The 19,081-nt window shown below is 63.4% G+C and carries 18 protein-coding genes; 9 read left to right on the top strand and 9 right to left on the bottom strand.

Annotated elements, in window-relative coordinates:
* Window positions 1-14 precede the first annotated feature (14 nt).
* The gene (locus CCOY_RS01130; protein WP_092102922.1) at window positions 15-1,736 is read left to right on the top strand and encodes a long-chain-fatty-acid--CoA ligase; all 1,722 of its coding nucleotides are present in this window, start codon (window positions 15-17) and stop codon (window positions 1,734-1,736) included.
* Between the two features lie 156 nt (window positions 1,737-1,892).
* Here CCOY_RS01130 and CCOY_RS01125 read toward each other — a convergent pair whose 3' ends face one another.
* Window positions 1,893-2,894, bottom strand: coding sequence for a UDP-N-acetylmuramate dehydrogenase (locus CCOY_RS01125; protein ID WP_092101290.1), 1,002 nt, complete (start codon window positions 2,892-2,894; stop codon window positions 1,893-1,895).
* Window positions 2,895-2,918: 24 nt separating this feature from the next.
* Between CCOY_RS01125 and CCOY_RS01120 the strand changes: the two genes are divergently transcribed.
* Genes CCOY_RS01120 through CCOY_RS01110 form a run of 3 tightly spaced genes read left to right on the top strand, consistent with a single transcriptional unit; the run spans window position 2,919 to window position 4,991 of the window.
* The gene (locus CCOY_RS01120; protein WP_070421584.1) at window positions 2,919-3,410 is read left to right on the top strand and encodes a DUF2505 domain-containing protein; all 492 of its coding nucleotides are present in this window, start codon (window positions 2,919-2,921) and stop codon (window positions 3,408-3,410) included.
* Window positions 3,410-4,222, top strand: a complete 813-nt coding sequence (locus tag CCOY_RS01115) for a class I SAM-dependent methyltransferase (RefSeq protein ID WP_092101288.1) — start codon at window positions 3,410-3,412, stop codon at window positions 4,220-4,222. Before CCOY_RS01120 ends, CCOY_RS01115 begins: the two co-directional genes overlap by 1 nt.
* 10 nt (window positions 4,223-4,232) lie before the next feature.
* Window positions 4,233-4,991, top strand: a complete 759-nt coding sequence (locus CCOY_RS01110; RefSeq protein WP_092101286.1) for an LmeA family phospholipid-binding protein — start codon at window positions 4,233-4,235, stop codon at window positions 4,989-4,991.
* Window positions 4,992-5,043: 52 nt separating this feature from the next.
* Here the strand turns inward: CCOY_RS01110 and CCOY_RS01105 are convergent, their stop codons facing one another.
* From CCOY_RS01105 to CCOY_RS01075, 7 genes are all read right to left on the bottom strand, one after another.
* Entirely contained in the window at window positions 5,044-5,358 is a 315-nt protein-coding gene (locus CCOY_RS01105) for a DUF2516 family protein (RefSeq protein ID WP_083284891.1), read from the bottom strand.
* 11 nt (window positions 5,359-5,369) lie between these two features.
* Window positions 5,370-5,873 (bottom strand): CGLAU_01105 family protein, encoded by a 504-nt coding sequence (locus tag CCOY_RS01100; RefSeq protein WP_070614793.1) that lies wholly within the window; start codon window positions 5,871-5,873, stop codon window positions 5,370-5,372.
* A 15-nt stretch (window positions 5,874-5,888) separates the two neighbouring features.
* Window positions 5,889-7,166, bottom strand: a complete 1,278-nt coding sequence (locus CCOY_RS01095; protein ID WP_244268664.1) for a DUF445 domain-containing protein — start codon at window positions 7,164-7,166, stop codon at window positions 5,889-5,891.
* 84 nt (window positions 7,167-7,250) lie between these two features.
* Entirely contained in the window at window positions 7,251-7,619 is a 369-nt protein-coding gene (locus tag CCOY_RS01090; protein WP_092101284.1) for a hypothetical protein, read from the bottom strand.
* Window positions 7,620-7,685: 66 nt separating this feature from the next.
* Complete coding sequence (locus CCOY_RS01085; protein ID WP_070421512.1) at window positions 7,686-8,435, bottom strand: succinate dehydrogenase/fumarate reductase iron-sulfur subunit; 750 nt, start codon at window positions 8,433-8,435, stop codon at window positions 7,686-7,688.
* Window positions 8,435-10,507 (bottom strand): fumarate reductase/succinate dehydrogenase flavoprotein subunit, encoded by a 2,073-nt coding sequence (locus tag CCOY_RS01080; RefSeq protein WP_070482939.1) that lies wholly within the window; start codon window positions 10,505-10,507, stop codon window positions 8,435-8,437. The genes CCOY_RS01085 and CCOY_RS01080 overlap by 1 nt, the downstream gene beginning before the upstream one ends.
* Before the next feature lie 21 nt (window positions 10,508-10,528).
* Window positions 10,529-11,302, bottom strand: coding sequence for a succinate dehydrogenase cytochrome b subunit (locus tag CCOY_RS01075; RefSeq protein WP_070421514.1), 774 nt, complete (start codon window positions 11,300-11,302; stop codon window positions 10,529-10,531).
* A gap of 257 nt (window positions 11,303-11,559) precedes the next feature.
* On the opposite strand from CCOY_RS01075, the gene CCOY_RS01070 reads away from it, so the two are divergent.
* Window positions 11,560-12,024, top strand: a complete 465-nt coding sequence (locus CCOY_RS01070) for an SRPBCC family protein (RefSeq protein WP_070421515.1) — start codon at window positions 11,560-11,562, stop codon at window positions 12,022-12,024.
* Between the two features lie 250 nt (window positions 12,025-12,274).
* On the opposite strand, the gene lpdA is transcribed toward CCOY_RS01070, so the two are convergent.
* Window positions 12,275-13,687, bottom strand: coding sequence for a dihydrolipoyl dehydrogenase (gene lpdA, locus CCOY_RS01065; RefSeq protein WP_070453155.1), 1,413 nt, complete (start codon window positions 13,685-13,687; stop codon window positions 12,275-12,277).
* Between the two features lie 78 nt (window positions 13,688-13,765).
* Here lpdA and CCOY_RS01060 point away from each other — a divergent pair, with 78 nt between their 5' ends.
* The 4 genes from CCOY_RS01060 (at window position 13,766) to CCOY_RS01045 (ending at window position 19,076) form a co-directional block, all read left to right on the top strand.
* On the top strand, window positions 13,766-15,232 hold the full coding sequence (locus tag CCOY_RS01060) for an alpha/beta hydrolase (RefSeq protein ID WP_143028446.1): 1,467 nt from the start codon (window positions 13,766-13,768) through the stop codon (window positions 15,230-15,232).
* 304 nt (window positions 15,233-15,536) lie between these two features.
* A complete protein-coding gene (locus CCOY_RS01055) occupies window positions 15,537-16,646 on the top strand; it encodes an alpha/beta hydrolase (RefSeq protein ID WP_070482945.1) in 1,110 nt (369 codons plus the stop codon).
* A gap of 28 nt (window positions 16,647-16,674) precedes the next feature.
* Window positions 16,675-17,898 carry a M1 family metallopeptidase gene (locus CCOY_RS01050; RefSeq protein ID WP_092101278.1) on the top strand — a complete coding sequence of 408 codons (1,224 nt, stop codon included), beginning with the start codon at window positions 16,675-16,677 and terminating at the stop codon, window positions 17,896-17,898.
* On the top strand, window positions 17,895-19,076 hold the full coding sequence (locus CCOY_RS01045; protein ID WP_092101276.1) for a polysaccharide biosynthesis protein: 1,182 nt from the start codon (window positions 17,895-17,897) through the stop codon (window positions 19,074-19,076). Before CCOY_RS01050 ends, CCOY_RS01045 begins: the two co-directional genes overlap by 4 nt.
* Window positions 19,077-19,081 lie beyond the last annotated feature (5 nt).

Raw genomic sequence — 19,081 nt, 5'->3', positions numbered from 1 at the left:
GTAGGGTGGTCACCATGACTTCACCCTCCCCAACCAATGGAGACGCCCCCTGGCTGCAGTACTACCCCGAGTGGACCGCCCACTCGCTGGAGTACGGCAACCGCACGCTGAACGATCTTTACGACGACAACCTGGCCGCCAACGGCAACAACACCGCCACCAGGTTCTTCGGCCGCACCCAGACGTTTAGCGAGCTCGATCGCGAGGTGCGCCGCGCCGCCGCAGGTCTGAAAGCCTTCGGCGTTCGCCCGGGTGACCGCGTGGCGATCATGCTGCCGAACTGCCCGCAGCACGTCGCCGCCTTCTTTGCTGTGCAGAAGATCGGCGGTGTTGTCGTCGAGCACAACCCGCTCTACACCGCCCACGAGCTGCGCCCACAATTCAAGAACCACGGCGCCCGTGTGGCAATCGTGTGGGACAAGGCCGCCGACACGCTTGAGCAGCTGCGCGCCGACACTCCGCTGGAAACCGTGGTCAGCGTGAACATGATCAAGGCCATGCCACGCGCCCAGCAGCTCGCGCTGCGCCTGCCGTTGCCGAAGGTGATGGAGGCCCGCGCAGCGCTCACCGGCCCGTGCAGCAACACGGTGCCATGGGAGTCATTGACCAGCTCCGCCATCGGTGGGCTGGGCACTGACCTGGAACCCCCAGCGGAGATCACTCCGGAAAGCCCCGCAGTGATCCTGTACACCTCCGGCACGACCGGCGCGCCGAAGGGCGCGGCACTGTCACACGCGAACCTGGTTGCCAACCCGCTGCAGGGCCAGGCGTGGGTAAAGGAACTCCAAGAGGGCAACCAGCGCATGTTGGCAGCCCTGCCGTTCTTCCACGCCTACGGCCTGACGTTCTCGCTGACGCTGACCATGCTGATCGGCTCCGAACTCGTGCTCCTGCCGGCCCCGCAGATGCCTCTTGTAATGAAGGCGATCAAGAAGACCCCGCCGACGTTCATCCCGGGTGTGCCCACATTGTTTGAGCGCATCCTGCAGGCTGCGGAGAAGAAGAACATCGACCTGTCCCCGATTCAGATTGGCTTCTCGGGTGCGTCGTCGCTGCCGAAGGAGATTATCGAGGGCTGGGAGCGCGCCACCGGCGGTCGTTTGGTCGAAGGCTACGGTCTGACGGAGACGTCACCGATCATCGTCGGCAACCCGCAGACCGCGGACCGTCGCCCCGGCTACATCGGTATCCCCTTCCCTGACACCCAGATCCGCATCGTGGACCCGGACAACCCGGACCAGGACATGCCCTACGGCGAGGCCGGCGAGATTCTTGCCAAGGGCCCACAGGTGTTCTCCGGCTACTTCAACAACCCCGAGGCCACCGAGAAGGTCTTCCACAACGGTTGGTTCCGCACCGGCGACATGGGTGTGATGGAGGAGGACGGCTTTATCAAGCTCGTCTCCCGCATCAAGGAGCTCATCATCACCGGCGGGTTCAACGTCTACCCGGCGGAGGTTGAGGAGGTCATCCGCACCCACAAGGACGTCGAGGATGTCGCCGTGGTGGGCCGTCCGCGCTCCGACGGTTCGGAGGATGTTGTCGCCTGCGTCGTGCTTCGCGACGGCGCCGCCCTCGACCCCGACGGCCTGAAGGACTTCGCCCGCGAGAACCTCACCCGTTACAAGGTGCCGCGCACCTTCTACCACTTCGAGGAGCTGGCCAAGGACCAGATGGGCAAGCTACGCCGCCGCGAGGTCCGCGAGGACCTGCTGTCCAAGCTCGAGCAGCGCTAAAGGCTCGGTCCGGACACCCGCGCTGCTTTGTTGGTCTCGCGGCGGCCATCCGCCGCGCCGCCCCACAGATGGTGAGAACCTAATGGTGAGCTCGGCAAAATTTTGGCGTTCTCCCCGTTTGATTCTCACCATTTGCGCGTGCGGCGGGGGTTCGCGCTAAAGGCCCACCCAGACCGGCTCGGGGTGCAGCTCAACGCCAAACTGCTTGTCGACGACCCCCTGCACCCGCCGGGCCAACTCCACGATGTCGTCCGCCGTGGCGTTACCCCTGTTCGTCAGGGCGAGGGTGTGCTTGGTGGACAGGCGCGCTGGCGCGTCCTCGCCGGGGAATCCGCGGGGGCAGCCGGCGCGCTCGATCAGCCACGCCGCAGACAACTTCTCTTGGCCCTCACCAGCGGCAAAGCGTGGCATGTGGTCTTCGCCGACCTTGGCCTCGATCTCATCCGCCAGTGAGGTGGGCACGACCGGGTTGGTGAAAAACGAGCCCGCGGACCACGTGTCGTGGTCGCCGGCGTCGAGCACCATGCCCTTCGCCCGGCGCGTCTCAAGCACGGATGCACGGGCCTCCGCCAGCGACACACGCTCCCCGCCCAGGTGGCGCAGCGGGATCGACTGGTCGGTCTTCTCCAGCGCCAGCTCGATCTCCAGCACCACGGCACGCGAGGTGAACTTCAGGTTGGAGTAGCGATACGCCAACTCCAGTGACTCGGCGGACACCCACTCGTCCGCACCCGTCTCGCGGTTGTAGAGACGCACGCGGGTGAGCACGTCCGAAATCTCGGAGCCGTACGCGCCGACGTTTTGCACCGGGGTGGCACCAGCGGAACCCGGGATGCCCGACAAGGCTTCGATACCGCCCAGACCATGGTCTACAGCAAAGGCAACCACGTCGTCCCAGACGGTGCCGGCTTGGATGCGCAGCGTGGTGTCGTCGACAAGCGAGATGCCCTCGTTGCGCACCAACACAGCAGAAAGATCGAGCGCACCTTCCGCAACAAGCAGGTTGGAACCGCCGCCGACAACAAGCAGCGGCGAACCGGCGCGATCAAGGCGCGCAACGGTCTCGGCGAGTGCTTCAGCGCTGGTGCACTCGATGATCTCGGCCGGCGAACCGCCGACGCGCAACGTGGTCAGAGAGGCAAATGATGGGGTTGACACGCCAACAACGGTAGTCTGTGATCCATGACTGCACGTAGTGAGATCACTGTGACCATCAACCAGCCGATCGAAAAGGTCGCGCAAGCCTACGCCACGCGCGAATACTGGGAGTTCATCGCAGAGAAACTCTCCCCGGAACCGGGCGAGCTCAACGAGTTCGCGGACAACACCGCAACCCTCTTTGAGATTCTGCCGACCTCTATCCTCCCGCCGGCAGCACAGGCGATGGTGTCCCAGGACCTGAAGCTCAAGCGCGTCGTCACCGTAGGCGCGCTCGACGGCGACACCGCCAAGCACACCATGACCGGCGACGTCAAGGGCACCCCGGTGGACCTCGGCGCCGAATACACCGCAACCCGCGACGGCGACAACACCAAGCTTGACTACGAGCTCGAAGCCAAGGTCAACATCCCGTTTATGGGCGCTGCCCTCGAGCCGAAGGTCGCCGAGGCACTCGAGGAGATCGTGGAAAACGAAGCGAAGCTCACCGAGCAGTGGATTAGCGAGAACCTCTAATCCCCCACTATCACAATCTCCGCGCTGATAACCCGGGTGCGGCGGGCAAACCCTACGGGGTGATCACCCGCGGCACGACCGGGTTTAATCGTCTGCGCAGATCTGATCGCTGGACCCGCTTTCACCCGCGGGTCCAGTCCCTGTTGCGCGCCGTGCCCAATCCGCTGGCCGTGGACGTAGGCTACGGTGCCTCCCACGCCACCACCGTCGAGTGGGCCGGGTGGCTGCGCCAGATCCGCCCCGACATCGAAGTCGTGGGACTCGAGATCGACCCCGAACGCGTCCTGCCGCCCCGCGACGGCGTGCGTTTCGAGCTCGGTGGCTTCGAACTTGCTGGCTACCGCCCCCACCTCGTGCGCGCCTTCAACGTGCTGCGCCAATACGACGTCGACCAAGTCCCCGACGTGTGGGACACCGTCTGCTCACGCCTTGCGCCGGGCGGCCTGTTCGTCGAAGGCACCTGCGATGAAATCGGACGCCGTTGCGCATGGTTGCTTCTCGACGACACCGGCCCCGTCTCCTTATCCCTCTCCTGGGATCCCTTCCACACCGCAACCCCCTCAGAGGTGGCGGAGCGCCTCCCCAAAGCGCTGATCCACCGCAATGTGCCCGGCGAGGCCATCCACGCATTTCTTACCGACGCCGACACCGCCTGGGAACACGCCGCCGGATGGGAACCCCACGGCCCGCGCGTGCGCTGGCGCCACGCCCTCGACGACCTGGCCGCAAAATGGCCGATCACGCCCCAGCGGCGCCGCTTTTCCGACAATTCCGTGACCGTCGAGTGGAACGCCATCGCCCCAAGTTCCTAAACTGGCCCGCATGACCAAAGCCTGGAAAGTCACCCTCTCCATCATCGTCGGAGTACTCCTCCTGTTCGCCGTTGCGGAAGGAGGCATCCGCGCGTTCGTGTCCCACCAGGTCACGTCCGAAGCCCCGGAAGGCACCTCGGTGTCCTTCGGCTCGAAGCCAGTCACACTCGGCTTGCTGGGTGGAAAGTTCCCCCACATGAAAATCGACCAGGACTCCACCCTGGTTGTGGACGGCAACACCTTCACCGGCGCGCCCGCCGCCGTCGTGGAGATGGACAACGTCCACATCACAGGTGGCGACCCGGTCGCCGAAACCCTCCACCTGACCTCCGATCTGCCCACCGAGTACGTCCGCGCCATGCTCAACCAGCAGTTGGAGCAGCAGATGGGCGAGGACGCCGGATTCCTGGCCAACTTCATCACCGTCAGCGACGTCACCGTGAACCCCGAGGCCGGAACCTTCACCGTCGAGTTCAGCGGCGGTGTCGCAGGCATCGATCTGCGCCCCTCCATGCGTGACGGCCAACTCGCGCTCGAGGCCGAGAACACCTCGCTGTTCGGCTTCGACCTGCCCGACGGTGTCGCCGACGCCATCAGCGGCGCCCTGTCCAACGGCATGGCCCAGGAAGCCAACAGCACCATGCGTATCGACGACTTCCGCGTCATCGACGGCGGCCTCCAAGTCTCCATGGTGGGCACCGACGTGAACTTCAACGAACTGCAGATGATGCAAGAAAACCCCGCCGGGTTCACGACCCAGCAGGGTTAAGCGGTGCCGCTGCGGCGGCGCGGGCGGTGGCGCTGCGGCGGCGCGGGCGGTGTTACCAGCCGCCGTTGCCCTCCAGAATGTTCTTGATCTGGGGGCGGATGTCGAAGTAGTAGATACCGATCGCCACCGCACCAAACCATGCGATGAACGGCAGGCCGAGCATGCACGCCACCGCAGACAGCGCCAGGATGCCAATCCAGGCGCCCTTCGACTGGCGGCCTGCTGCTTCGAACGCGTCGGGGCGGGTCGTCGCCACGAGCCCGGCAGCCACAAGGCCTGCGATGCCGACCGCGAAGAGCATGAGGAAGCTCGCGCGTGACGGGAGCGTCGTGATGAACTGGATCTGCTCAAGAGCCGCGGTATCCATATCCCAACCTTCTAGTTAGCGGTGTTGTTGGAGTCGGTTTCGTCCGTCTCCAGAATCTCGCCGTCGATAATATCGCCGTCGCCGGTGGTGTTGGTGAACTGGTCTTGGAGGCGCTCCACCAGGCCGTCGAAACGCGAGCGGACATCGCTCATAACACCCTTGTCGTCGACCCCATCAAGAGCCTTATCCAGACGTTCGTTGAGCGCAGCGCGCACCTCATTTACCTTCGTAGTCACAGTCTCCTTGAGGTCGTCGGAGATCTGCAGGTCGCGCTCACGCAGGGAGTTGAAGAGCTTCTCCGCCTCGTCGACGAAGTTGTTGGCCACGTTGCGCACGTCGCCCTCCGACGTCGCCGCGTTCAAGTTTGTGCGAGCCTCATCGGACGTGGATTGGAAACGCTCAGAGAGCTCGCCGGCTACCTTGCCCAGCGCCGCACCGAGGGAAGAACCTGCCAGCAGCAGGGCCTCGCCAGCGTCGCGCAGGTTGTTGCGGATCTCGCCATTGTTGTCAGCCATAGTTTTACCTTTCATCTAAAAGAACAAGAGCTGTGTCACAGTGTAAATAACCAAACCGGCCAGTGCACCGACCACAGTGCCGTTCAGACGAATGAACTGCAGGTCACGGCCCACCATCAGCTCGATCTTCTCCGCTGCTTCCTCCCCGTCCCAGCGCTCGATCGTCTCCGCGATGATGCCCACGATCTGTTCCGCGCCGTTCTCGGCCGCGTAGTGGGTGATCTTTTCCAGGCGTGCTTCGGCGTCGGCGCGGACTGTGGGGTCGTCGCGAAGCTTGGTGCCCCATTCCATCGACGCATCCGCGACCTTCCTGCGCAGCGTGCTCGACGGATCCGAGGCCGCCTCCACCAACGCTGTGGACAACTGCGCCCACATCCCGGCAGACGCCGAACGCACCGCGTTCGACGCCATAATGTCGCCCTTCAACGCCTCCACGCGCGAGATCATCTCCCCATCAAACTGCAGGTCCTGCGCGAAGTCGTTGATCTGTCGGCGCAGCGCCCTGCGCGCCTCGTGCTGCGGGTCCGCGTCCACGTCCGCCATGAACGACACCAACTCGTCGTACACGCGCTGCCCCACGAGGTCTTTGGCGAATTGGGGTGCCCAGCGGGGCATACGTTCGTCGATAAGTGAAACGACCGTGTCCTCCATGCCATTTACTTTGCGACGACCCCACGCCACCATGTCATCCACCACCGGCTCCACCTTGCCATCCGCAATCAAACCCTCCAGCGCACGGCCCAGCGGCGGGCCCCAAATCGGCTCCGCAAAGCGGTCGATCACCTGCGAATCGATGAACCGCTCCGCCTCCTTCGGGTCGATGCCCTCAACCATGCGCACCACGAACGTGCCCACCTCTTCGCTGACACGCTCCGCGTTCGCTGGCTGCGCCATCCACGTGCCTACCCGCTCCGGGATGCCCGCATCCATCACCTTCTGCGTAATCGTGCGCGCATTCAGGAAGTTCTCGCTGACAAAGTCGCTGAGCGCACCCGCAACCTGATCCTTCTTGTTCGGAATGATCGCCGTGTGCGGAATCGGAATCCCCATCGGGTGCTTAAACAACGCGGTCACCGCAAACCAGTCGGCCAAACCACCCACCATGCCGGCCTCCGCCGCAGCACGCACGTAACCAATCCACGCCGCCGTTGCGCCTTGGGATTGCGCCCACGAGCACGCAAGGAAGATCACCGCAGCAACCCCAAGCAAACTTGTCACCGCGATCTTGTGGTTTCGCAGGACGCGGCGCCGCTCCGCCTCATTGGTTGGGCTTGGCATCAACTGATCAGTCATGCCCCCGATTAAAGCAGCCCGGCCGACATGAGCACGAAAAATGCCCCCTCCGCCGAAACGAAGAGGGCAAAAGCGTCCAGCGCGTTAGTTCACGCGGCCAGTGCGCTTGCGGTACTCCTTGTAATCCTTCCGGCCAAGGCCGATGAAGATGAAGGCGAGCACCGTGGTGATCACTGCTTCAGCGACGCCCAGGATGAGCAGACGCTCTGCCAGGCCGTGAGTCTGCGAGCCAAAGCCGTAGACCATCGCACCCCAGCCCCACACTGCCAGGCCAACACCGAACAGTGCGGACAGGAGCAGACCCATCGCAACCCAGGTGATGTTGCGGTTCAGGGACGAGTGCGGCGCACCCAGGGATACCGGGTCGTAGCCCTCGATGTACGTGTCCTCAATCCTGTTCTGGTACTCAGGGAAAGACTCGCTGTGGATATCTGCAACTGCATGAGAACCCATGATGATGTTTCCTTCTACTACTGCTGGTTCTACCAGGACTCCAATACCTCGGAGTATACGGCAGATCTAGTCGTCGCCACCCTTGAAGGCAGCACGGGCACGCTCAGCGTTGATCGCACCGACTGCATCAAGCGGGATACCGGCCGGGCAAACATCAGCACACTCGCCGTACAGCGAGCAGTGGCCGAAGTTCGTCTCCAGCTCATCAACCATGTTGCGGGCACGGCGGCCGCGCTCCATCTTGCCCAGCGGCAGCAGCTTCAGGTGCTTGAGCTTCGCGCCAGTGAACAGGTGCGCAGCACCGTTCGGGCAGGCAGCCACACAAGCGCCACAGCCGATGCAGGCTGCGTAGTCAAGCGCGGTCTCTGCATCCTTGTGGTTCACAGCCAGCGTGTCAGCATCCGGAGCGGTACCGGCGTTGACCGAGACGTAGCCACCCTGCTGCATGACGCGGTCCAGAGCGGAACGGTCCACAGTCAGGTCCTTGATCACCGGGAATGCACCGGAGCGGAACGGCTCAATCTTGAGCGTATCGCCGTCGTTGTAGTTAAACAGGCGCTGCAGGCAGGCCGTCGTGTTCTGGCCAGCACCGTGGGGGCGACCGTTGACCAGTACGCCACAGGTGCCGCAAATGCCTTCGCGGCAGTCAGAGGCGAACACGAACGGTTCTTTGCCCTCTTCGACGTAGTTGTTGTTGACGTGGTCGAGCAGCTCCAGGATGGACATCTGCTCCACAGCGTCGTCGACCTGGACGGTCTCGAAGCTGCCCTCAGTGTCAGGACCAGCCTGGCGCCAGATTTCAAGTGTCAGTTTCATTACTTGTAGTTCCTTGCCATCAGCGGGATCGAATCGAAGTACAGGGGTTCAGCGTGGCGGATGAACTGGCCTTCGCCGGCCGGCTCCCACGCGGAGACGAAGCACCAGTTGTCGTCGTCACGCTCTGCCTCGCCGTCATCGGTGAGGTGATCCATACGGTAGTGAGCACCGCAGGACTCGTCGCGGTCAAGAGCGTCGATGCACATGAGCTCGCCGAGGTTGATGTAGTCAACCAGGCGCAGCGCTGCCTCGAGGGTCTGGTTCATGTCATCCGCGGTACCCGGGATGTGAATGTTGGTCCAGAAGTCCTCGCGCAGTGCACGGATCTTACGGATGCCCTCTTCCAGGCCCTCCACGGTACGGGCAACGCCGCAGTGCTCGTAGAGGATGTCGCCGAGCTGCTCGTGGAAGTGCTCCGGGCCGTGCGGCTCCGGGCCACGGATGGACATGATGCGCGCGATGCGCTCCTCCACCTCAGCAACAACGTCCTTGGCTTCCTGGGAGTCCTCGGAGAGCTTCTCCTCACCGAGGTGGTTTGCCAGGTAGTTCGGGACGGTGAACGGCAGGGTGAACCAGCCGTCGACGGATGCGGACAGCAGCGAGTTAGCACCCAGACGGTTTGCACCGTGGTAGGTCCAGGAGCACTCACCGGCGGCGAACAGGCCGTCGATGGAGGTCATCTCGTTGAAGTCGGTCCACAGGCCGCCCATGGTGAAGTGGACGGTCGGTGCAATACGCATCGGAGCCTTGTACGGGTCGTCGCCAGTGGAGTCCTCGTACATCTCGAACAGGTTCGAGTAACGCTCACGGATGGTGTCCTCGCCGAGGCGCTCAATCGCGTCGGAGAAGTCCAGGTATGCGGAGTTGTGCAGCGGGCCAACACCGTAGCCGGCATTGAGCTGCTGGGAGATCGCACGGGACGCAACGTCACGCGGCACCAGGTTGCCGAAGGCCGGGTAGCGACGCTCCAGGAAGTAGTCACGCTCGTCTTCCGGAATGGTGTTCGGGTCGCGGTCGTCGCCCTTTTCCTTCGGGGTCCAAATGCGGCCGTCGTTACGCAGCGACTCCGACATCAGCGTGGTCTTTGCCTGCCACTTCGCGTTGACCGGAAGACCGGTCGGGTGGAACTGGACGAAGCACGGGGACGCCAGGTAGGCACCACGCTCGTACGCACGCATCATGGCGGAAGAGTTGGAGTTCTTCGCCAGCGTGGTCTTGTGGTACACGTTGCCGTAACCGCCGGTAGCCAGGATGACTGCGTGGCCGGTGAACGGCGTGATCTCACCGTTGATCAGGTTACGGGTCACAATGCCGGAGCAGTGCTTCTTGCCGTCCTTCTCGGTGATGATCAGATCCATCAGGTCGTGGTGAGTGAAGATCTCAACGTTGCCCAGGTGGATCTGGCGCTGCAGAGCCGAAGCGGTGGACAGCTGCAGCTGCTGGCCTGTTTGGCCACGGGTGTAGTAGGTACGGGAGACCTGCACGCCACCGAACGAACGGGTGGCCAGGGTGCCGCCGTACTCACGAGCGAACGGAGCGCCAATGGCGTTCATGTGGTCGATCACGCGGACCGACTCGACAGCCAGGCGCCAGCAGTCGGACTCGCGGCAGCGGTAGTCGCCGCCCTTCACGGTGTCCTTGACGTGGCGGTAAGCACCGTCGTTATCCACCTTCTTGCCGCGGGCGGAGTTGACGCCACCCTGTGCAGCAATGGAGTGCGCACGACGCGGAGCATCGTGGTAGGTGAAGGACTTGACGTTGTAGCCGAGCTCGCCAAGTGCCGCAGCAGCTGCGCCACCGGACAGGCCGGTACCAACAACGAGGACGGTGAACTTACGACGGTTCAGCGGCGACACCAGGTTCATGTGGTCCTTCTGGAACTCCCACATGTCCTTCATGCGCACTTCGTCGCGGTTCGGCTCGTTGGACTGCAGGATCTCACCCGGGGTGACACCAGCAGCAGCCGACTCCGGCTGACGGAACGCCTGGGCCTGGGCCTGGCCAGCAGCCGGCGTCTCGGTGGAGGCCTGCTCGCCGTGCGAACCCTGATTCGAGGAAATAGAGGTAGTCATATTGTTTCTCCTATTTGGCCATTACCGAACGAAGTCCGGGACCCAGCCGGCCGCAAGAGCGATCGGCATGATGACGTTTCCGGCGACGACGATGAACGGGAGGATGTACGCGAGCACGACCATGAGGCCCTCACCGCGCTTGCCCAACCAGCCAAGGTCAGACACAGCGAGGTAGATGCCGTGGGTCAGGTGCAGCAGCAGTGCCAGGTTCGCGACAACGTAAACCAGGGTGACCCACCAACGACCTGGGCCGAAGGTAGCCAGCAGGTTGTTGCGGACTGCGCCGTGGACGAACTCGTCGGAAGCCACAGCAACACCCATGGTGAGGTCCAGGATGTGGAACACGATGAACAGCAGCAGGATGACACCCGTGACCAGCATTGCGCGGGTCGCGGTGGACTGCCAGCCACCCATCAGGCCCGTGCGCTTGAAGCGACCGCGGGACTTCTTCGAACGGCCGTGCAGGGCGAATGCTCCCCAAACGTGCAGCACCAGGCAGGCGAGCAGCACGATGCGAATAATCCACAGGAAGCCCTCACGCGGGAACAGCGGCTCGCCGATCGTGCGGAGGAACTCGCCGTAGTCGTCGATCGGCGCGGAGCCGTCGGCGTGCAGCGGCATAAAGATCTTCAGGTTGCCCACCATGTGGCCAAGCACGAAGAGACCGAAGATGAGGCCGGTGATGGCCATGGTCAGCTTGATGGCCCATGTTGGGTAGGACGGCCGCTCGCGCAGCGGCTTTTCAGTAATTTTTCCGTGACGAATGGCTTCACGGTCTGCGTTTTGTACAGTCATGGCACCTCCAGTGTCGCTAATACTCTATGAGAATCGCGCCGGTTACACACACCTGAATTGCAGGCCGATCCATGTTTTTCCCAAGTTTCAACCGACACTTGACCCCTCTCCCCAGTACGCACCGCACTTTGTGACCTTCCTCACCGCGAGGCATTGATGGTGGATAGCCAACAATCCTCACCCCGTTAAGTGTCAATCTTTGGTTGGTTAGTTTCACCTAACTGCCAGCTCGGGGCGAAATCGGTACGCTGGCCCCCATGGCTATTGACAAGAACACCGAGAACTCTGCAACCCGTCAGATTGATGCCCCTGCGGCCGCGATCTTCGACATCCTGTCCAACCCCGAGCGCCACGCCGAGACCGACGACTCCGGCATGGTTGTCTCCGCCGACCAGGCCGAGCGCCTCAAGGCAGTCGGCGACACGTTCACTATGAACATGACCAAGGAGGACGGCGACTACCAGACCGTCAACGAGGTCTTCGCCATCCAGCCGGACCGCATCATCGGCTGGAAGAACGTGGAAAACACCACCGCCCAGGTGAAGGTTGGCGCGAAGTGGCTCTACGAGCTCGAGCCGATCGACGCCGACAACACCACCGTGAAGCTCACCTACCAGCGCGATGAGCTGGAGGAGAACCTGCTGGGCATGACCGAGAAGTTCAACGACGACTTCCTGGCCAAGTCCCTGGACAAGCTCGCAGCAGCAGTCGCAGGCGCATAAGCACTCGCTTTTCGACGACCCCACGCGGCGCCCCGCCAGCCGGGGCGCCGCGTTCTGCTTTTGCTGATCGTCTAGCTTCCTTGGCAGCACAACCAGACGATCAACGCACCTCGCCCGCGTTTTCCCAGGTGATAACGCAACCCATGTTCAATATGGTGCGGATCGTCTAGTGGCAGCTAGACGATCCGCACCACAACATAAAAAAGGGGCGCGACCTGTGCGGTCGCGCCCCTTTTTATGCGGCGATCAATTAAAGGTTGATCATGTGGCCTTCGACGCCGTGGGCAACTTCCTTGAGCACCTCAGACAGGGTCGGGTGGATGTGAATGGAGCGAGCGATCTCACCAGCGGTCAGATCGAAGCGCTGTGCAAGCACAACCTCCGGCAGAAGCTCGGAAACGTTCGCGCCAACGAGGTGGGCGCCGAGGATCTCGCCGAACTCCGCGTCGGCAACGAGCTTGCCAAAGCCAGCGGTCTCAGCCAGGCCAACTGCCTTGCCGTTTGCGGTGAACGGGAAGGTCGCGACCTTGATGTCGCGGTCCGGCCACTTCTCCTTGGCCTGCTCCTCGGTGTAACCCATGGATGCAACCTGCGGGTTACAGAAGGTGGCGCGCGGGGTCATCATGTAGTCCTCGATTTCGAGGGTCTCTGCACCCGCGATGGTCTCGGCAGCGATGATGCCCTGCGCCTCTGCGACGTGGGCGAGCTGGAGCTTCGCGGTGACGTCGCCGATGGCGTAGATGTGATCGACGTTGGTGCGCATGCGCTCGTCGATAGCAATGGCGCCACGGTCGGTGAGCTCGACGCCGGTGTTCTCCAGGCCGTAGCCCTCGGTGCGCGGGGCGAAGCCGACGGAGATCATCACGCGGTCAGCCTTGAGGGTCTCGGTCTTGTCGGAGCCGTTCTTCTTTACGTCGACCTCGACGGTGTCGCCGTTGTCGCGCACCTCGGTGGTGGCGTGGCCGGTGAGCAGCTTCACGCCAAGCTTCTTGTAGGCCTTGGCGATCTCCTTGGATACGTCCTTGTCTTCGTTCGGCAGGACGCGGTCCTGGTACTCGATGACGGTGACGTCAACGCCGTAGTTGGACAGCACGTAGGCGAACTCCATGCCGATGGCACCTGCGCCGACGATGACCATCTTCTCCGGAGCCTCAGGGTTGAGGATCTGCTCTTCGTAGGAGACGACGTTCTCGGACAGTTCGATGCCCGGCAGGGTGCGCACGACGGCGCCGGTGGCGATGATGCAGTCGTCGAAAGTGACGGTCTTGCCCTTGTCGTCACCCTCGGTGATCTCGATGGTCTTGGCGTCCTTGAAGGAGCCCAGGCCGTTAATCTCCTGGATCTTGTTCTTCTTCATCAAGTAGTGCACGCCGCCGACGATCTTCTGGGAGACCTGGCGGGAGCGCTTGTGGGCGTCGGTGTAGTCAAACTCCACGTCACCCTTGATGCCGAAAGTTTTTGCTTCGTGGTTGAAGATCGAAGCGACTTCAGCGTTCTTGATCAGCGCCTTGGATGGGATGCAGCCTACGTTGAGGCAGACTCCGCCCCAGTACTGCTTCTCAATGACAGCAACTTTCTTACCCAGCTGAGCTGCACGGATGGCGGCGACGTAGCCACCGGGGCCCGCGCCGAGGACAACAACGTCAAAATGTTCTTTACTCACGATGCATATGGTACGTCCCCGTCTGGCAAAATGTGGCGGAGGATCTCCCCAAGTCTTTAGGAAAGCGAGCACAGTTCCGTGAAACTCACGCGTCCGGCCATCGCCGCAGCCGCTGTCGCCCTTGTTACAGCAGGTGCCGTTCCCGTTATCCATTACGCATCTTCGCTTGACGACGACACCCCCGCCGTCCTCAGCGCTGCCCAGTCGACAGTGAATACAACACTGCCCGAGACCACCACCTCGGAGACGACCGAGCCGACTGAGAAGTCGACCACGTCGGAAACGTCGACAACGTCGACCTCGAACGAGCCCACCCCAACCACGTCCGAGCTGGTGCCGGAGGGCTCCAGCAAGGACACGACCAACGAGGACCTCACCTCGAAGGACGGGAAGGACGACTCAGCCGCTGACGCGGATGCGGACGCCACGGTGCTTTCGGAGGATGCGGCGAAGCTGAACCCGATGGGCGAGGATATGCAGCAGCACCCGGCAATCAAGGAACTCGGCGAGGTGCCGAAGACGATGAGCGGCGCGGACCAGCGCTGGGTCAAGCGTCTGGCCGACAACCAGCACGTGTGGAAGAACGAAGCGCTGCGCGTGCACTCGGAGTCGATGGAACGCGACATCCCGGTCGCGGTGTTCTACGCCACCAACGACAAGGGCGAAACGGTCGAGAACGCCCCGACGGTTTACCTACTTAACGGCGCTGGTGGCTCCGAGCAGGACACCGACTGGGTTTCCCAGGCACTCGAAGAAGTCCACGAGGTCTACGGTCACTCGGGCGCGAACGTGGTCATCCCGATGGAGGGCGCATTCTCGTACTACGTCGACTGGGCTGCAGAGCCGCCGACGGAGAACAACGTGTTTTACAAGGGCAAGCAGATGTGGTCGACGTTCCTGGCCAAGGAACTGCCGCAGACCATCGAGCCGTACATCAAGGCTGACCCGAACCGCCGTGGCGTGATCGGCATGTCTATGTCCGCCACCTCGTCGCTGCTGCTCGCTGAGCACAACCCGAACATGTTTAAGGCCGTCGGCTCGTTCTCCGGCTGCCCGGCAACGTCGCGTCCGCTGCCGAGCTTCTTCATCAACCTCACCGTGGACCGTGCTGCACCGGGTGTCATGACGCCTGAGTACATCTTCGGCCCGATGGGTTCGGACTACAACCGCCGCTACGACGCCCTGGTCAACGCACCAGCTCTGGCGGGCACTGACACGAAGGTGTACATCTCCACCGGCACCGGCCTCGCAGCGGAGACCGACATGCCGGGCACGTTGCGGAAGCGCCTCGAAGATGCGGGCCTGGACTCCTCCGACGCGTTTGTGAAGGGTTCCGCGAACGCCGCGACCCTCCTGGTCGAAGGTGGCGCGATCGAGGCTGCGATGAACGCCTGCACCCACGACTTCCTGGTCAAGGCGCGTGCCAACGGTGCGGAGGTCGCTCACGCTGAGCTGCGCCCGGTGGGCACCCACTCCTGGCCAGTGTGGCGCGACGACCTGAAGCGCTCCTACGAGACCGTGTTCAAGTCGGCGCTCGGCCTGTAACCGCGCCTGTAAAAAACAGGCAACAAAAAAGAGGCACCCTGCCACAGGGTGCCTCTTTTTCTAGCTTTTAGAACATGCCCAGGCCGTAGGCGATCGTGGAGGACGTCGAGGAGCCGAAGTGAATGAGCTGGCCGAGGACCTCGTTGATCTGCAGCTGGACGGATTCGATCGGGTTCATGTCGCTTTCCTTTCAAAACGTGGAACATCTGTAACAATAGCCACAGGTTTAACGTATGTACCGTACAATGACGCTTCGAATGTCGTCAGGCAACACACTTTCGTTACAGAAACGGGGACCCGCCTCATGAAGACCTTGAAGAAAGCTGCGCTCGCAGCACTCACCGCCGTCGCCGTCGCATGCGGTACGACTCCCGCGGTGGCGCAGCCGGTTGGCGTGGTCAAGGCGTGGGACGCCACGGCAAACCCGCCGACTGTCATCCACACCGGCAAGCCGCAGTCCTGGGTGAAGCAGGTCGACCACAAAACGGTCCTGTCCTACAACGTGTTCTCCCCGTCGATGAACCGTGACATCCCGGTTGCCGTCATCCCCGCCACCAACCCAGCCGGCCAGCGCGTCCAGGGCGCGCCGACGCTCTACCTGCTCAACGGCGCAGGCGGTGCGGAGCAGGACCAGGACTGGATCCACCTGCACACCACCAAGGACTACTTCGCCGGCAAGGGTGTCAACGTGGTCATCCCGCAGGCTGGCGCTTTTTCGTACTACACCGACTGGGTCGCCCCAACCGTGCGCTCCCGCTACCTCAACGGCCCACAGAAGTGGGAGACGTTCCTGACCAAGGAACTGCCTGGTCCGATTGAGCGCACCCTCGGTGCAAATAACAACCGAGCGATCGCCGGGTTCTCCATGTCGGGCACCTCGGCGCTCGTCCTGCCGCAACACAACCCGGGCATGTACAAGGCGGCGGCGTCGTTCTCCGGCTGCGCGGCGACATCCTCGCCAGCCGGCTACAACTTCGCCCGCATCACCGTGAACCGCGCGTCGGCCACCCAGGACTTCAAAACCGTCACCCCGGAGATGATGTGGGGCCCAATGGGCGGACCGTACAACCGCTGGAACGACGCCCTGCTCAACGCCGAGAAACTGCGCGGCCTGAAGCTCTACGTCTCCGCGGGCACCGGCCTGGCGGGGCGCAGCGACCAGGTCAGCTACCTCATCGGCCTCGGCGCACCGGACCCGATCGCACACATCGGCGCGGCAACGCTGCAGGTAGAAGGCGGAGTGATCGAGGCTGCGATCAACACCTGCACCCACGACCTCAAGGCAAAGCTCGACGGGTTGAACATCCCGGCGCACTTCGAGCTGCGCAACGTGGGCACCCACTCCTGGCCGTACTGGCGCGACGACCTGGACAAGGCCTGGCGCACCACTATCGCACCGGCACTCGGGGTGTAAGCCCGCGCTGGACTAGACTTCGCAGGCGATGAAACGCCGCAGCGACAACTACACGGGCGTGGAACCCAACCGTGGGTTCCACGTCACGCATTACGACCTGGATTTCGACTACATCGTCGGACCCAACCGGCTCAACGCCACCGCAACGTTGACGCTGACCACCACCGAAGCCCTGCACCACCTGACGTTGGATGTGGCGGAGGGGCTTGCGGTTCGGCGCGTGGAGTCGTCGATAAGCAGTGGCATCAAGCGCTTCCGCCAGTCGGGTGGAAAATTGCGCATCTCGCTTCACGACGACCTCCCGGCCCACACCGAATTCACCCTCACCATCCGCTACGGTGGCAACCCCCGCCCGCGACGCACCGCGTGGGGTGAACTCGGCTGGGAGGAACTGGACAACGGCGCGCTGACCGCCAACCAGCCCAACGGCGCGCCCACCTGGTTCCCCTGCAACGACACCCCCGACGAGAAGGCGACCTACACGTTTAACGTGCGCACCGACCGCGACTACGTCGCCGTGACCAACACCACCGCGCACCCCATGCCGACGTACCTGGCCACGGTGCAGGTCGGCCAGTTCCAACGCGTGGAGCTCGGCCGCAACGTCGTCGCGTGGCTGCCCGGCGCGCAACCCGGCGACCTAAACAAACAGCAGGCGATGCTGGACTACTTTGAAACCGTCTTCGGGCCATACCCGTTTGAGAACTACCAGGTAGTCGTGCACGAGGAGGCGCTGGAAATCCCGCTCGAGGCGCACGGTTTGTCCATCTTCGGCATCAACCACCTGCGCCGCAACCAGCGGCTGATCGCGCACGAGTTGGCGCACCAATGGTTCGGCAATTCGCTCGGCATCGGCCACTGGCGCGACATCTGGCTCAACGAGGGTTTCGCCTGCTACGCCGAGTGGCTGTGGGCGGATCACGCAGGACAGATGCCTATCGACGACTCCGTGCGCACCCACTACGACAAACTCACCCCCATGCGGTTTACCCTGGCGGATCCGGGCCCGCGCGACATGTTCGACGACCGCGTGTACAAACGCGGCGCGATCACGCTGCATGCTTTACGACGAAGCGTCGGCGACCCAGTCTTCTTCAACACGGTGCGCGATTATGTGGCTGCGAACGCGGACGGGATCGTGGATACGCAAACGCTCATTGACGCCTTTGCCCGCAACGGCGCCGACGCCGCGCAGGTCACAGGGATTCTGGACGCCTGGGTACAGCACGCCGAACTGCCGGAGTGCCCGTGAAACACCTCTCGCTGGCGACAGTGTTCGCCGCCATCAGCGGGCTGGTCGTCGTCTGGGTCGCCGGGTGGGCGCTGGACGTAGAAACCGGCTACCGGTACTTCCTGGCCTACTGGGGGCTGTTCTTCGCGTGCGCCGGGATCGTGGACGGCATCACCCACGAAACCACCCGCGCCGTCGCCGCCGCCCGCGAGGACGGCACCCACGGCAACGCCAACCCGTGGCGCATGGGTGCGGTCATCGGCGGGGTGGCGCTGGCGCTCGTGGCGGTGTTCGGCCTGTTCGGCATGGGTACGATCGTCCCCTCCGACCCGACGCTGGCCACCGCGCTGCTGGCGTTCGGCCTGCTGTCCTACGCGTTCCAATCGGTGCTCTCCGGCGTGCTGTCGGGTGCGGGACTGTGGGAGCGCTACGCCGCGCTCGTGGCGTTGGACTCCGGCGCGCGCCTGGTCCTCGCCGTGCTCACGCTGCTGCTTGGCGGTGGGCTTCGCGAGTTCCTCATCATCACCGTCATCGGCGCCCTGAGCTGGGTGGTCATCCTCGCCGTCGACCCGGTGCGCGTCGCCTTGGACGTGGACCGCGCCACGTTCGTGCGCCGCGTCCTCTCCGCCATGACCGCCTCAGGCGCCTCCGCAGCGCTGATCACCGGCTTCCCCACCGCCGTCAGCGCCGCGTTTCCCGACGACCCGCAGACCTCCCTGACCGTCGCCGCGATCTCGAATGCCGTCATGCTCACTCGCGCACCCGTGCTCGTGCCGCTGCAACGCTTCCAATCGGCGCTGGTGGTGCGGTTCGTGGAACACCGCGACCGTATTTACAAGGCGCTGGCCGCCCCCATCGGCGCGGTGCTCGCCCTCGGCGTGGTCGGTTTCGCCGCCGCGTGGCTCATCGGCCCATGGATCCTGCGCCTCGCGTTCAAACCGGAACTGTTCGTCGCCGGCATCACGCTCGGACTGCTCACGTTCGCCTCGGCGTTTATGGGCATGCTCATGATCACCGGCGTGGCAGTGCTCGCACAGGAGCGGCATGCGTTTTACGTGGCAGGCTGGGTCGCGGCGACGCTGATCGCCTTCGCGGTCCTCTTCATCGCGCCGTGGGGCGTGGCCACCTCGGTTACCGTCGCCCTGTTCGTCGGGCCGGTTGTCGGTGCGCTCGTGCACCTCGCAGGCCTTGTAAGGTAACGCGA

This window comes from Corynebacterium coyleae (genome assembly GCF_030408635.1).
Lineage (GTDB): Bacteria > Actinomycetota > Actinomycetes > Mycobacteriales > Mycobacteriaceae > Corynebacterium > Corynebacterium coyleae.
The sequence above is the reverse complement of the archived record's forward strand: the minus strand, read 5'-3'. Positions and strand labels throughout refer to the sequence as shown.

Excerpts from the sequence above, each read along its gene's own strand:
- CCOY_RS01130 (WP_092102922.1), top strand. The coding sequence starts at position 15 with ATGACTTCACCCTCCCCAACCAATGGAGACGCCCCCTGGCTGCAGTAC.
- CCOY_RS01120 (WP_070421584.1), top strand. The coding sequence starts at position 2,919 with ATGACTGCACGTAGTGAGATCACTGTGACCATCAACCAGCCGATCGAA.
- CCOY_RS01110 (WP_092101286.1), top strand. The coding sequence starts at position 4,233 with ATGACCAAAGCCTGGAAAGTCACCCTCTCCATCATCGTCGGAGTACTC.
- CCOY_RS01105 (WP_083284891.1), bottom strand. The coding sequence starts at position 5,358 with ATGGATACCGCGGCTCTTGAGCAGATCCAGTTCATCACGACGCTCCCG.
- CCOY_RS01100 (WP_070614793.1), bottom strand. The coding sequence starts at position 5,873 with ATGGCTGACAACAATGGCGAGATCCGCAACAACCTGCGCGACGCTGGC.
- CCOY_RS01095 (WP_244268664.1), bottom strand. The coding sequence starts at position 7,166 with ATGACTGATCAGTTGATGCCAAGCCCAACCAATGAGGCGGAGCGGCGC.
- CCOY_RS01090 (WP_092101284.1), bottom strand. The coding sequence starts at position 7,619 with ATGGGTTCTCATGCAGTTGCAGATATCCACAGCGAGTCTTTCCCTGAG.
- CCOY_RS01085 (WP_070421512.1), bottom strand. The coding sequence starts at position 8,435 with ATGAAACTGACACTTGAAATCTGGCGCCAGGCTGGTCCTGACACTGAG.
- CCOY_RS01080 (WP_070482939.1), bottom strand. The coding sequence starts at position 10,507 with ATGACTACCTCTATTTCCTCGAATCAGGGTTCGCACGGCGAGCAGGCC.
- CCOY_RS01075 (WP_070421514.1), bottom strand. The coding sequence starts at position 11,302 with ATGACTGTACAAAACGCAGACCGTGAAGCCATTCGTCACGGAAAAATT.
- CCOY_RS01070 (WP_070421515.1), top strand. The coding sequence starts at position 11,560 with ATGGCTATTGACAAGAACACCGAGAACTCTGCAACCCGTCAGATTGAT.
- CCOY_RS01055 (WP_070482945.1), top strand. The coding sequence starts at position 15,537 with ATGAAGACCTTGAAGAAAGCTGCGCTCGCAGCACTCACCGCCGTCGCC.
- CCOY_RS01050 (WP_092101278.1), top strand. The coding sequence starts at position 16,675 with ATGAAACGCCGCAGCGACAACTACACGGGCGTGGAACCCAACCGTGGG.